Origin of the sequence: Enterobacter asburiae (genome assembly GCF_001521715.1) — a bacterium.
Classification (GTDB): Bacteria; Pseudomonadota; Gammaproteobacteria; order Enterobacterales; family Enterobacteriaceae; genus Enterobacter; species Enterobacter asburiae.
This window is the reverse complement of record NZ_CP011863.1, coordinates 1,002,095-1,014,402: the sequence shown is the minus strand read 5'-3', so window position 1 is coordinate 1,014,402 and position 12,308 is coordinate 1,002,095. Positions and strand designations below refer to the sequence as shown.

Annotated in this window: 14 protein-coding genes; 9 read left to right on the top strand and 5 right to left on the bottom strand. The window is 56.3% G+C overall.

Annotation, left to right across the window (positions count from 1 at the left end):
• From ACJ69_RS05000 to ACJ69_RS04985, 4 genes are read left to right on the top strand one after another with little or no spacing between them, the layout of a single operon-like run.
• Complete coding sequence (locus ACJ69_RS05000; protein WP_167347084.1) at nucleotides 1-831, top strand: ABC transporter substrate-binding protein; 831 nt, start codon at nucleotides 1-3, stop codon at nucleotides 829-831.
• Between the two features lie 2 nt (nucleotides 832-833).
• On the top strand, nucleotides 834-1,649 hold the full coding sequence (locus ACJ69_RS04995) for an amino acid ABC transporter ATP-binding protein (RefSeq protein WP_054829562.1): 816 nt from the start codon (nucleotides 834-836) through the stop codon (nucleotides 1,647-1,649).
• Nucleotides 1,649-2,425, top strand: a complete 777-nt coding sequence (locus tag ACJ69_RS04990; protein ID WP_054829561.1) for an amino acid ABC transporter permease — start codon at nucleotides 1,649-1,651, stop codon at nucleotides 2,423-2,425. Before ACJ69_RS04995 ends, ACJ69_RS04990 begins: the two co-directional genes overlap by 1 nt.
• Complete coding sequence (locus tag ACJ69_RS04985; protein WP_059346583.1) at nucleotides 2,409-3,095, top strand: amino acid ABC transporter permease; 687 nt, start codon at nucleotides 2,409-2,411, stop codon at nucleotides 3,093-3,095. Before ACJ69_RS04990 ends, ACJ69_RS04985 begins: the two co-directional genes overlap by 17 nt.
• On the opposite strand, the gene fumD is transcribed toward ACJ69_RS04985, so the two are convergent.
• The 4 genes from fumD to ACJ69_RS04965 form a co-directional block, all read right to left on the bottom strand.
• Nucleotides 3,076-3,285, bottom strand: a complete 210-nt coding sequence (fumD, locus tag ACJ69_RS04980) for a fumarate hydratase FumD (protein WP_008500615.1) — start codon at nucleotides 3,283-3,285, stop codon at nucleotides 3,076-3,078. The two genes, ACJ69_RS04985 and fumD, sit on opposite strands and share 20 nt — an antisense overlap.
• Nucleotides 3,286-3,395: 110 nt before the next feature.
• On the bottom strand, nucleotides 3,396-4,208 hold the full coding sequence (locus ACJ69_RS04975; protein WP_008500616.1) for a MetQ/NlpA family ABC transporter substrate-binding protein: 813 nt from the start codon (nucleotides 4,206-4,208) through the stop codon (nucleotides 3,396-3,398).
• Nucleotides 4,209-4,235: 27 nt separating this feature from the next.
• Nucleotides 4,236-4,904, bottom strand: a complete 669-nt coding sequence (locus ACJ69_RS04970; protein WP_054829559.1) for a methionine ABC transporter permease — start codon at nucleotides 4,902-4,904, stop codon at nucleotides 4,236-4,238.
• A complete protein-coding gene (locus ACJ69_RS04965; RefSeq protein WP_029739782.1) occupies nucleotides 4,897-5,919 on the bottom strand; it encodes a methionine ABC transporter ATP-binding protein in 1,023 nt (340 codons plus the stop codon). Before ACJ69_RS04965 ends, ACJ69_RS04970 begins: the two co-directional genes overlap by 8 nt.
• A gap of 400 nt (nucleotides 5,920-6,319) precedes the next feature.
• Here ACJ69_RS04965 and ACJ69_RS04960 point away from each other — a divergent pair, with 400 nt between their 5' ends.
• From ACJ69_RS04960 to lpp, 5 genes are all read left to right on the top strand, one after another.
• Nucleotides 6,320-7,690, top strand: a complete 1,371-nt coding sequence (locus ACJ69_RS04960) for a pyridoxal-phosphate dependent enzyme (RefSeq protein WP_059346581.1) — start codon at nucleotides 6,320-6,322, stop codon at nucleotides 7,688-7,690.
• 11 nt (nucleotides 7,691-7,701) lie between these two features.
• A complete protein-coding gene (locus ACJ69_RS04955; RefSeq protein WP_059346579.1) occupies nucleotides 7,702-8,847 on the top strand; it encodes a trans-sulfuration enzyme family protein in 1,146 nt (381 codons plus the stop codon).
• Nucleotides 8,848-8,920: 73 nt separating this feature from the next.
• Complete coding sequence (gene ynhH / locus ACJ69_RS26030; protein WP_423250730.1) at nucleotides 8,921-9,217, top strand: protein YnhH; 297 nt, start codon at nucleotides 8,921-8,923, stop codon at nucleotides 9,215-9,217.
• 7 nt (nucleotides 9,218-9,224) lie between these two features.
• A complete protein-coding gene (pykF, locus tag ACJ69_RS04950) occupies nucleotides 9,225-10,646 on the top strand; it encodes a pyruvate kinase PykF (RefSeq protein WP_029739779.1) in 1,422 nt (473 codons plus the stop codon).
• 309 nt (nucleotides 10,647-10,955) lie between these two features.
• Nucleotides 10,956-11,192, top strand: coding sequence for a murein lipoprotein Lpp (gene lpp / locus ACJ69_RS04945; protein ID WP_001082307.1), 237 nt, complete (start codon nucleotides 10,956-10,958; stop codon nucleotides 11,190-11,192).
• Between the two features lie 60 nt (nucleotides 11,193-11,252).
• Here the strand turns inward: lpp and ldtE are convergent, their stop codons facing one another.
• Complete coding sequence (ldtE, locus tag ACJ69_RS04940) at nucleotides 11,253-12,266, bottom strand: L,D-transpeptidase LdtE (protein ID WP_054829558.1); 1,014 nt, start codon at nucleotides 12,264-12,266, stop codon at nucleotides 11,253-11,255.
• Nucleotides 12,267-12,308 lie beyond the last annotated feature (42 nt).

The window sequence follows — 12,308 nt, the reverse complement described above, 5'->3', positions numbered from 1 at the left end:
ATGGCAGCAAACATGAAAGGGTTTACCAAACGGACACTGGTTCTGGGATTACTGGCGGCGGGCAGCCTGCTTTCAGCGCAGGCACAGGCCGATCAGCTGGCGGATATTAAGGCCGCAGGGGTGGTGAAAGTGGCCACATTTGACGCCAACCCGCCGTTTGGCTCTATTGATGCCAAAACGCACGAGATCGTGGGTTATGACGTGGACTTCGCCAAAGCGCTGGCAAAATCGCTCGGCGTGAAGCTTCAACTGGTCGCCACCAATCCGGCTAACCGTATTCCGCTGCTGCAGTCCGGAAAAGCAGACCTGATCGTGGCGGATATTACTATCACCCCTGAACGCGCGCAGGTGATTGATTTCTCGACCCCTTACTTTGTCACCGGCCAGCAGTTCCTGGTTCCGGCTAAATCACCGGACAAGCTTGATGACTACAGCCGGGCGCGCATTGGCGCGGTCAAAGGAACGACGGGCGAGCAGGCGCTGCACCAGCGTTTCCCGCAGTCACGCGTGCTCTCGTATGACGATATTCCGCTGGCGCTGACGGCACTGCGCAACGGTAACGTGCAAGCCATCACCCAGGACAGCACCATTCTGGCCGGTCTGCTGGCGCAGGCGCCGGATAAAACGAACTTTAAAATCCTGCCCGACCTGCTCAGTAAAGAAGAGATTGGCGTTGGGGTGAAGAAAGGTGAAACCGCGCTGTTGAAGGCCGTTAACGACGAGCTGGTTAATCTCGAGAAGAACGGTCAGGCAGCAAAAATTTACGACGTCTGGTTTGGCCCAAACACGCCTGCCCCACAGCCTCGCGCCTTTAAAATAGAAGCCAGATAATTATGCTCTCAGGTTTATTTTCACACTCCGCGGCCGGTGCCGCGGATTTTTCACATCTGGAACAGGCCAGCGTCGAGTTTCGTCATGCGGACAAACGCTACGGTGACCATCAGGTTTTAAACGACATTAACCTCACCATCACGCCCGGTGAAGTGGTCGCCATCCTCGGCCCTTCGGGTTCCGGTAAATCCACCCTGATCCGTCTCATCAACCAGCTTGAAACCCTGAGCGCCGGGGAGATTCTGGTCGACAACAAGCCTACCGGAAAGCTCTCCGGTAGCGGGCTGCGCCAGCTGCGCAGCCGCGTGGGGTTTGTGTTCCAGCAGTTCAATCTTTACGCCCACCTCACCGCCAGCCAGAACATCACCCTGGCGCTGGAGCACGTTCACGGCTGGAAGCCGCAGCCTGCCCGGGAGCGCGCGCTGGCCCTGCTGGAGAAGGTCGGGATGCTGGAAAAAGCCCACCATTTCCCGGCGGAGCTTTCCGGTGGACAGCAGCAGCGCGTCGCGATTGCCCGCGCCCTCGCCTCTTCACCGCAAATCATTCTGTTCGATGAACCCACCTCCGCGCTGGATCCGGAGATGATTGGTGAAGTGCTGTACGTGATGAAAGCCCTCGCCCACAGCGGGATCACGATGATCGTGGTGACCCACGAGATGCAGTTTGCCCGGGAAATTGCCGACCGGATTGTCTTTATCGACGGTGGGCAAATTCTGGAAACCGCGCCGCCGGCGCAGTTTTTCAGCCAGCCGTCGCATCCGCGCGCGCAGCGGTTCCTGCAAAAGGTGCTCAACCCGCTGCATCAGGAGCATCTGTAATGCCCGCGCTCGACTGGCAGGGAGTACTGACCGGACAGCCTCTGCAGTGGATTCTCTCCGGATTTCTCACCACCCTGTGGGTAACGCTTGCCGGGATGCTGCTGGCCAGCCTGCTCGCACTGCTCTTTATGCTTCTGCGCCTTTCCGGCGGACGCCCCGGGAACGCGGTCGTCAGCAGCTGGGTGTCGCTGTTTCGCAATACGCCGCTGCTGGTGCAGCTGCTGTTCTGGTATTTTGCCGCCTGGAACGGACTACCGCAGGCGTTCCGCGACGCGGTGAACGCGGATCACAGCTGGTCAATTCTGCCCGGCGACGTCTGGTGGTTTACGCCCGAATTTTTATGTTCTGCCTGGGGTTTGGGCGTCTTTACCTCGGCGTTTCTAATCGAAGAGGTGGAGTCGGGCTTACGCTCCGTGCCTGCCGGACAGCGGGAGGCGGCGCTCGCTCAGGGATTCTCCGCGTGGCGTCTGTTTCGTTACATCCTTCTGCCGCAGGGCCTGGCCAACGCCTGGCAGCCGGTCGTGGGCCAGTACCTTAATCTGATGAAGCTCTCCTCGCTCGCAAGCGGAATTGGCTTTGCCGAGCTGACCTATCAGGTCAGACAGATCGAGAGCTATAACGCGCATGCGCTGGAGGCGTTTACCCTCGGTACCGCGCTCTATCTGCTGACCGGCCTGGTCATGGGGATAGTGCTGGTTCGCATCGGACCTGAAGCGAAACGTAAACGCCCAAACGTCGCCACCTCAGGGAGTGAAAAACATGATTGCCGGACTTAACGTCATCACCGATAACCTCGATTATCTGCTGTGGGGACGCGCGGCAACGGGTGAACCGGGGGGCGTATTGCTCTCGTTAATGATGGCTGCCGGGGCCGCCATCATCGCTCTGCCCGGAGGGATAGCGCTCGCGTGTCTGGCCTGGCGCTTTACCGGGCTCGTGCGAAAGGCCCTCTTTTTGTGGGCAGAGCTGATTCGCGGTATCCCGCTCATCTTCGTGATTTTCTGGATGTGGTATCTCCTGCCGCTTATGACCGGAAGCGATCTGCCGGGGGCACTGACCGTCACGCTGGCCCTGGCCTGGTTTACCGCGGCAACGGTGATGCACTCGGTACTGGCAGGGCTTAACGCGCTACCGTCCGGACAATATGAGGCCGCACTGTCTCAGGGATTCAGCACGCAGCAAACCCTCCTGCGCGTGCTGCTGCCGCAGGCGCTGAGGAATATTCTGCCGTCGCTGGTGGGGATTTTTATCAGCCTGCTGAAGGATACGTCGCTGGCGTTTATCGTGAACGTACCGGAGCTGACCACGGTGGCGGGACAGGTCAACAACCGGGTGCAAATCTACCCGGCGGCCATTTTTATCTTTACGGGCGTGGTCTACTACCTGCTCTGCTGCTCGCTCGAGCAGCTTGCGAAACGCTGGCGCATTACCCGGCCAGCGCTTTAACCACCGTTTCCATCGCTTCGGTTGTCAGTTCACTGCGTTTAACGCGCTGGTTCGCCAGCGCGGTACGCAGGACTCCGGCAATGACAATATGCTTTGGCTCCTGCCCTAAATCACGCATCTCGAGCACCACCTTCCCGACCACCCGGCACATCTCCTGGTACAGCGCTTCATCTTTGGTCACGTTACCCATCGTCATCACTCCATTGCCTTTTAAACGTTGAGCTTAAATGATTCTCCTGCCGGATACAAAAAAGAAGCCCGGCGAGAGTCTCGCCGGGCTTCATCTGAAAAATCAGTAAATTAGTTGTTTACTGGGATTACCGCGCCTTTGTACTTGGTGCGGATCCAGTCCTGAATCTCTTTCGAGTGCAGCACGTTCACCAGCGCAACGATATCTTTCTTCTTCTCGTCACCGCGATGCACGGTAATGATGTTGGCGTACGGGTTATTTTCACCGCTCTCTACCGCAATCGGGTCGTGAACCGGATCCAGACCGGCGTCAATCGCGTAGTTGGCGTTAATCACTACCGCATCACCTTCGTTGTTGTTGTACATCTGCGGCAGCAGAGAGGCTTCCACGTTCGGCGTGAACTTCAGCTTTTTCGGGTTCTCAACGATGTCGCTGATGCGCGCGGTCACTTTATCGATGCCCGGCTTCAGCTTGATCACGCCCTCTTTCTCAAAGATGGAGAGAATACGCCCCTCTTCAGAAACCGCGTCACGCATGATGATCTTGCCACCTTCCGGCAGGTCTTTCAGCGACTTGTATTTTTTGGAGTAGATGCCGATTGGCTCAATGTGGATCGCGCCCGCGCTGACGAAATCGTAGTCTTTATCGCCCGCATGATCCTTCAGCACGCTGTTCAGGTAAGGAATGTGCTGGAAATAGTTCGCGTCGATGTCATGACCCGCCAGCGCGGTGTTCGGCAGAATGTAGTCCTGGAACGGTTTAATCTCCAGGTCGATACCCTGCTTCGCCAGAATCGGCTTAGCCTGCTCCAGAATTTCGGCGTGCGGCGTATTGGATGCGCCCACGGTCAGGGTGTCGGCCCAGGAGGCGAAGCTCAGGGCGCTCAGGGTTGCGGCGGCGATCAGTGTCAGTGTTTTTTTCATGATGTGGTTCCTGTGTGTTATTAGAGATTATCTTTTGTCTAACAGTGAAGTAATGACATCGCCGCAGAACTGGATAATGAAAACGATGATCAGAATGGTCACCGTTGCCACCAGCGTGACGTCACCATGGTTGCGCTGGAATCCTTCCAGATAAGCCAGATTTCCCAAACCACCGGCGCCAATCACCCCCGCCATTGCGCTGTAGCTCACCAGCGCAATCAGCGTCACCGTAATACCCGATACCAGTGCGGGTGATGATTCCGGCAGTAAAACCCGAAACACTAACGTGCTCAGTCGTGCGCCCATCGAGCGCGTTGCTTCTATAACGCCTTTATCCACTTCACGCAGGGCAATTTCCACCAGGCGTGCGTAGAACGGTGCCGCGCCCACAATCAGCGCCGGCAGCGCCGCGTTGGCGCCAAGAATGGTGCCGACGACGGTCTTGGTGAATGGGATCAGCAGGACAATCAAAATGATGAACGGAATAGAGCGGAACACGTTCACCACAATCGAAATCACGCTGTAAACCGTGCGGTTGTGGAACAGCCCGCCGCGCGCGGTTAAAAACAGCGCCAGCCCCAGCACGATGCCCAGCACAAACGTCGCCACGCCGGACAGCGCGGTCATGTACAGCGTCTCCAGCGTCGCCGCCCAGAGCTGATCCCACTTGAGATGCGGAAAGAGATTCTCAACCATGTTTAATCACCTCGCCTTCAATATCGCTGTGCTGCAGGTCGGCGAGGATATTGTTCAGTTGTTCATCGGAAGCCACGACATGTACCCAGAGCTGACCAAACACGCCGTGGGCGGTTTGCGTCATTTTCCCGTGCAGGATGTTAAACGGCAGGCCGTAGCGCAGGGTCAGTTCACCCACGATCGGCTTATGGGTGCTATGCCCGGTAAAGGTCAGCCTGATGACCGTGCCTTCCAGATCGTTTGCCAGTTCGGTATTGAAGGTTTCCTCTTCGGCATACTGGCTCACCTGGCGGACAAACTGCTGGGTAATCGGCTGCTGCGGATGGGTAAAGACGCTCAGCACGTCGCCCTCCTCCACCACTTTACCGTTCTCCATCACCGCCACGCGGTCGCAGATTTTGCGCACCACGTGCATCTCGTGGGTGATCAGCACGATGGTCAGCCTGAAGCGGCGGTTAATATCCAGCAGCAGATCGAGTATCTGATCGGTGGTCTGCGGGTCTAGCGCGGACGTGGCTTCATCGCAGAGCAGCACGTCAGGGCTGTTAGCCAAAGCGCGCGCAATACCGACGCGCTGCTTTTGCCCGCCGCTCAGCTGGGACGGGTAGGCATGCTCACGCCCCTTCAGGCCTACCAGCTCCACCAGCTCGGCGACGCGCGCCTTGATATTGGCTTTTGGCACACCGGCGATTTGCATCGAGAAAGCGATGTTCTCGCTCACCGTGCGGGACCACAGCAGGTTGAAGTGCTGGAACACCATGCTGATTTTCAGACGCGCCTGGCGCAGCGCTTCACCCTTTGCGGCAGAGATATCCTGCCCGTTAATGGTCACGCTTCCGGCGCTGGGTTTTTCCAGGCCGTTCAGCAGACGAATCAGCGTGCTTTTCCCGGCGCCGCTGTAGCCAATAATTCCGTAAATCTGTCCCTGCTCTATCGTCAAATTGACGTTATCAACGGCAGTCAGCGCGACCTTTCCGTTGTCAAAAACCTTCGAAATATTCCTGAGTACGATCATTCTTATTCTTTATCCGTTTCGCGCATGGCTGTTTAGCAGTATGGATGTCCAAACGATAGTAAACAGGCGCGATCAGCTTTCAAATGAACAAAAAAGAATTTGTTATAACTTTGGGAAATAAACAGCGGATTTACAGGGTGGGAAGCATTTAGACCAATTTCAGCAATGATTATCTGCCGGATGCATATCTGCTGGTAGATGCCCGCTAAAAACGGTCATTTTTTCAGCATTTCATGCCGATATAGCCATCCTCACATCCAGACAACTTTACGTCTTGCTGTCCTGACATCCAAATATGGCATTTATATTCTTTTCTGTTCTAAAGAGCAGTGAATGGTTCTTTATTGCGAAAATTTCGCCGCTCTATCATCCCGTCATGACATCCAGAAAGGAAAACATCATGACGATTTACCACTCCGTCACCGAACTGATTGGCCGTACCCCGCTTATCCAGCTGCACAAGCTTGATACCGGCCCCTGCTCGCTGTTCCTGAAGCTGGAAAACCAGAATCCGGGCGGCTCTATTAAGGATCGCGTTGCGCTGTCGATGATTAACGAAGCGGAGCGTACCGGCCAGCTGAAGCCGGGCGGCACGATTATTGAGGCAACGGCGGGAAATACCGGTCTCGGCCTGGCCCTGATTGCCGCCCAGAAAGGCTACTCGCTGATCCTGGTGGTGCCGGACAAAATGAGCCGCGAGAAGATTTTCCACCTGCGCGCGCTGGGTGCCCAGGTGGTGCTGACCCGCTCCGACGTTAACAAAGGCCACCCTGCCTACTACCAGGATTACGCCCAGCGCCTGGCCAACGAGCTGCCCGGCGCGTTTTACATCGACCAGTTCAATAACGAAGCCAACCCGCTGGCGCACCGCACCACCACGGCACCGGAACTGTACGAGCAGCTTGACGGCCAGATCGACGCCATCGTGGTGGGCGTCGGCTCAGGCGGTACCCTGGGCGGCCTGCAGGTGTGGTTCGCCGAGCACTCTCCGCACACGGAGTTTGTCCTGGCAGACCCGGCCGGATCGGTTCTCGCAGACCAGGTTGAAACCGGACGCTACCACGACGCGGGCTCCTGGCTGGTTGAGGGTATTGGCGAAGACTTTATTCCACCGCTGGCCCACATCGAAGGGGTGAATCGCGCCTGGCGCATCACCGACCGCGAGGCCTTCACCACCGCGCGCGATCTGCTGAAAACGGTAGGCATTCTGGCGGGCTCCTCCAGCGGCACGCTGCTGGCGGCCGCGCTGAAATATTGCCAGGCGCAGACCGCGCCGAAGCGCGTGGTGACCTTCGCCTGCGACAGCGGCAATAAGTATCTCTCGAAGATGTTCAACGACGACTGGATGCGTCAGCAAGGGCTCATTACGCGCCCTCAGGCCGGCGATCTCTCCGACTACATCGCCCTGCGCCACGATGAAGGCGCCACCGTTACCGCCGCCCCGGACGATACGCTCTCCACCGTACTGGCACGCATGCGCCTGTATGACATCTCCCAGCTGCCGGTGCTGGAGAACGGCAAGGTGGTGGGCATTATCGACGAGTGGGATCTCCTGCGGCACATCGGCGGCGACGGCGACCGCTTCGCGCTTCCGGTGACGGCAGCCATGACGCGTCAGGTGGAGTTTCTTGATAAACACGCCCCGGAAAGCGCCCTGAACGCCATCTTCGACCGCGGTCTGGTGGCCGTGATTAATGACAACGACCGTTTTCTCGGTCTGATTACGCGCAGCGACGTTCTGACCGCCTGGCGCAACCGTCTTCAGCAATAAAGGAATCGATGATGAAAAACCTGGCTACCCTGAGCGTACACAGCGGCGAGTTCAACGACCAGCACGGCGCCGTCATGCCGCCGATTTACGCCACCTCAACGTTTGCGCAACCGTCACCCGGCGAGCATACCGGCTATGAGTATTCCCGCAGCGGCAACCCTACCCGCCACGCGCTGGAAACCGCCATCGCCGAACTGGAAGGCGGCACGCGCGGCTACGCCTTCGCCTCCGGTCTGGCGGCCATCTCCACGGTGCTCGAACTGCTGGACAAAGACAGCCATATCGTCGCCATTGATGACGTTTACGGCGGGACGTACCGCCTGATTGAAAACGTGCGCAAGCGCAGCACCGGCCTGCAGGTCAGCTGGGTTAAACCGGACGACCTGGCCGGGCTTGAGGCCGCCATTCGCCCGGATACCCGCATGGTATGGGTCGAAACGCCAACCAACCCGCTGCTGAAGCTGGCAGATCTGGCAGCCATTGCGGCGATCGCCCGTCGTCATAACGTCATCAGCGTGGCGGATAACACCTTCGCGTCACCGGTGATCCACCGTCCGCTGGAGTCGGGTTTCGATATCGTGGTGCACTCCGCCACCAAATACCTGAACGGCCACTCTGACGTGGTGGCCGGGCTGGCGATTGTCGGGGACAACAGGGAACTGGCCGATAAGCTGGGCTATCTGCAAAACGCGGTGGGCGGCGTCCTGGATCCGTTCAGCAGCTTCCTGACGCTGCGCGGTATTCGCACGCTTGCGTTGAGGGTAGAAAAGCACAGCACCAACGCGCTGGCGATTGCGCAATGGCTGGATCAGCATCCTCTGGTCGAAAAGGTGTTCTATCCCGGCCTGGAATCGCATCCACAGTATCAGCTTGCCCGCACGCAGATGGCCCTGCCCGGTGGGATGATTTCCGTCGTGGTAAAAGGCGATGCGCAACGCGCCGCCGAGGTGATTCGCAACCTGAAGCTGTTCACCCTCGCGGAAAGCCTCGGCGGCGTGGAAAGTCTGGTGAGCCAGCCTTACAGCATGACGCACGCCTCGATACCGCTGGAGCAACGCCTGGCAAACGGCATTGTGCCGCAGCTGATCCGTCTGTCGGTCGGGATTGAAGATCCCAAAGACCTGATTGCCGACCTCAGCCAGGCGCTGCAAAAATAAGCAAAACGCGGCAGGTCAATCACCTGCCGCCATAAGTTGTCATCATGGCTTAACGCCTTGATAACAATATTATGTGAAACTGCACAGAATATTTCTGAAACACCGTTTCCATTTTCCTTTTATCTTAAAATCAGCGTATAATGCGCGCCTAATCCCTGGTGAATGGTTTCAGCGCTTGGAATACAAAAAACAACGTACAACTTCTCCACTCCTTCGTTGGGCTGTCACTCAGGCACACTTTCTTCTGCACGCTCATTTGATGTCTCCTATCCTTAGTGCGTGTCATATACTCTTTTGCAACACAGGTTTGACTCCGCGGCAGTGCGCCCCCGGAGCGAGATTTCCATATCCTTCCCAACTTAAAGACTAAGACTGTCATGAAAAAGACGAAAATTGTTTGTACTATCGGCCCGAAAACCGAATCTGAAGAGATGCTGACCAAGATGCTGGACGCCGGCATGAACGTGATGCGTCTGAACTTCTCCCACGGTGATTACGCAGAACACGGTCAGCGTATCCAGAACTTGCGCAACGTAATGAGCAAGACCGGTAAAAAAGCGGCCATCCTGCTGGACACCAAAGGTCCAGAAATCCGTACCATCAAACTGGAAGGCGGTAACGACGTCTCTCTGAAAGCGGGCCAGACCTTCACCTTCACCACCGACAAATCCGTTGTCGGCAACAGCGAAATCGTTGCAGTGACCTACGAAGGCTTCACCAACGACCTGTCCGTCGGTAACACCGTGCTGGTAGACGATGGTCTGATCGGTATGGAAGTCACCGCGATCGAAGGCAACAAGGTTATCTGTAAAGTGCTGAACAACGGCGACCTTGGCGAAAACAAAGGCGTTAACCTGCCGGGCGTTTCTATCGCACTGCCAGCACTGGCTGAAAAAGACAAACAGGACCTGATCTTCGGCTGTGAACAAGGCGTTGACTTTGTTGCGGCATCCTTCATCCGTAAGCGTTCTGACGTGGTTGAAATTCGTGAGCACCTGAAAGCGCACGGCGGCGAGAAGATCCAGATCATCTCCAAAATTGAAAACCAGGAAGGCCTGAACAACTTCGACGAAATCCTCGAAGCGTCTGACGGCATCATGGTTGCACGTGGCGACCTGGGCGTAGAAATCCCGGTTGAAGAAGTGATCTTCGCGCAGAAGATGATGATCGAGAAATGTGTTCGCGCGCGCAAAGTGGTTATCACCGCAACGCAGATGCTGGACTCCATGATCAAAAACCCACGCCCAACCCGTGCAGAAGCAGGCGACGTGGCTAACGCCATCCTCGACGGTACTGATGCCGTTATGCTGTCCGGCGAATCCGCAAAAGGTAAATATCCGCTGGAAGCGGTGTCCATCATGGCCACCATCTGCGAACGTACCGACCGCGTAATGAAAAGCCGTCTGGACTACAACAACGACAGCCGCAAGCTGCGCATCACCGAAGCGGTTTGCCGCGGTGCAGTAGAAACGGCTGAGAAGCTGGAAGCACCGCTGATCGTGGTTGCCACCCAGGGCGGTAAATCTGCTCGCGCGGTGCGTAAATACTTCCCGGATGCGACTATCCTGGCGCTGACCACCAACGAAACCACGGCTCGTCAGCTGGTGCTGAGCAAAGGCGTGATCCCTCACCTGGTGAAAGAGATCGCCTCTACGGATGATTTCTACCGTCTGGGTAAAGAAGTGGCGCTGGAGCTGGTTGATCGTGGTCTGGCACAGAAAGGTGACGTTGTGGTCATGGTTTCTGGCGCGCTGGTACCAAGCGGAACTACCAATACCGCATCTGTTCACGTGCTGTAATAATTCCCGAACGAATTAATTTTGATAAAAAGCGCCCTCAGGGCGCTTTTTTTATTCCTGGCATTAGCCAAAGTCATTCAAATTGCAAATCGGGTTTCTCTATTTAATTGCGAATTATCTAAGATGAATCCGATGATAAATGCCTTTTTTTACATAGATTTTTGCTCAAAAAGGGCCGATTCGATGCTTCTTTGAGCGAACGATCAAAAATAGGTGTATTCCCATCAAAAAAATATTCTCAACCCAAAAAACTTTGTGTAATACTTGTAACGCTACATGGAGATTAACTCAATCTAGAGGGTATTAATAATGAATCGTACTAAACTGGTACTGGGCGCGGTAATCCTGGGTTCTACTCTGCTGGCTGGTTGCTCCAGCAACGCTAAAATCGATCAGCTGTCTTCTGACGTTCAGACTCTGAACGCTAAAGTTGACCAGCTGAGCAACGACGTGAACGCAATGCGTTCCGACGTTCAGGCTGCTAAAGACGACGCAGCTCGCGCTAACCAGCGTCTGGACAACCAGGCTACTAAATACCGTAAGTAATAGTACCTGTTAATAAAATGGCGCACATTGTGCGCCATTTTTTTTGCCTGCGTAAAACGGCTACTGCGTCACCTTCTCCCCTTCATCTTCCGCTACCGCTGCGGACACCCGACTGTTCTGCACCGACAACACGCTATTGCTGGCTGACGGACCGCTCCCTGACGACACGATAACCGGGATCCCGGCGCGGCGTGACAGGGCTTTCTCAATCAGCGCCTTATCGCTTCCCGACTGAGAAACAAAGGTCGCAAAGTCTGCGGAATGGGTAATGGGCGAGACCTGCGGGTTTTCTCCCTCAGCCTGCGCCAGCGGGCGATGGACTTCAATATAGCGTTTACCATCCGGCTCCACGGAGAACTTCACGGGTTCATTGATAATCTGTACCCGCGTGCCAACCCGCACCTGTTCGAACAGGGCTTTAATGTCCGGGGCGTTCATCCGCATACAGCCTGAGCTGACCCGCAGGCCTACGCTGTCCGGCGCGCTGGTGCCGTGGATGAGATATTCCCCGTTGCCTATCCCTAAACGCAGTGCGAAGCGTCCCAGCGGGTTATTTGGCCCGGCAGGTACCACCGGAGGTAATTTAATTCCCTGCTCCAGAGAGCGTGCTCTGATGCCCGGCGTGGGTGTCCAGGTAGGATTCGGGATTTTCTGGCTTACGCGCGTGGTCGTGACCGGTGTTTCCAGCCCCAGCTGTCCAATGCCGAGCGGGAAGACCTGAACAATGTTTTCTCCCGGCGGGAAGTAATAGAGCCGAAGCTCTGCGAGGTTTACCACAATGCCCTCGCGCGGCGTGTCCGGCAGCAGCATCTGCGACGGAATGGTAATGACGGTTCCCGGGGCAGGGTTTACCGGCGCAATGGTATTGTTTGTTTCCAGGATTACCTGTGCCGCCGTGTTAAACCGACGGGCGATGGTCTGCAGCTTATTATCCCCTTCCTGTATCGTGTAGGTTTGATTTTGCCCAATCAGGCGACTGCCTGCGGGCGGCAACGGATAGTCCATCGCGCGGGCCGAATTAAGTGCGCCGAGCGAACTGAGGAGTAATAGAGTTATTAGAGACGCGCGCTTCATGCTGAGATTCCTTATTCACTGACAGGACGCCAGAAAGCTGAA

Excerpts from the sequence above, each read along its gene's own strand:
- ACJ69_RS05000 (WP_167347084.1), top strand. The coding sequence starts at position 1 with ATGGCAGCAAACATGAAAGGGTTTACCAAACGGACACTGGTTCTGGGA.
- ACJ69_RS04995 (WP_054829562.1), top strand. The coding sequence starts at position 834 with ATGCTCTCAGGTTTATTTTCACACTCCGCGGCCGGTGCCGCGGATTTT.
- ACJ69_RS04990 (WP_054829561.1), top strand. The coding sequence starts at position 1,649 with ATGCCCGCGCTCGACTGGCAGGGAGTACTGACCGGACAGCCTCTGCAG.
- ACJ69_RS04985 (WP_059346583.1), top strand. The coding sequence starts at position 2,409 with ATGATTGCCGGACTTAACGTCATCACCGATAACCTCGATTATCTGCTG.
- fumD (WP_008500615.1), bottom strand. The coding sequence starts at position 3,285 with ATGGGTAACGTGACCAAAGATGAAGCGCTGTACCAGGAGATGTGCCGG.
- ACJ69_RS04975 (WP_008500616.1), bottom strand. The coding sequence starts at position 4,208 with ATGAAAAAAACACTGACACTGATCGCCGCCGCAACCCTGAGCGCCCTG.
- ACJ69_RS04970 (WP_054829559.1), bottom strand. The coding sequence starts at position 4,904 with ATGGTTGAGAATCTCTTTCCGCATCTCAAGTGGGATCAGCTCTGGGCG.
- ACJ69_RS04965 (WP_029739782.1), bottom strand. The coding sequence starts at position 5,919 with ATGATCGTACTCAGGAATATTTCGAAGGTTTTTGACAACGGAAAGGTC.
- ACJ69_RS04960 (WP_059346581.1), top strand. The coding sequence starts at position 6,320 with ATGACGATTTACCACTCCGTCACCGAACTGATTGGCCGTACCCCGCTT.
- ACJ69_RS04955 (WP_059346579.1), top strand. The coding sequence starts at position 7,702 with ATGAAAAACCTGGCTACCCTGAGCGTACACAGCGGCGAGTTCAACGAC.
- pykF (WP_029739779.1), top strand. The coding sequence starts at position 9,225 with ATGAAAAAGACGAAAATTGTTTGTACTATCGGCCCGAAAACCGAATCT.
- lpp (WP_001082307.1), top strand. The coding sequence starts at position 10,956 with ATGAATCGTACTAAACTGGTACTGGGCGCGGTAATCCTGGGTTCTACT.
- ldtE (WP_054829558.1), bottom strand. The coding sequence starts at position 12,266 with ATGAAGCGCGCGTCTCTAATAACTCTATTACTCCTCAGTTCGCTCGGC.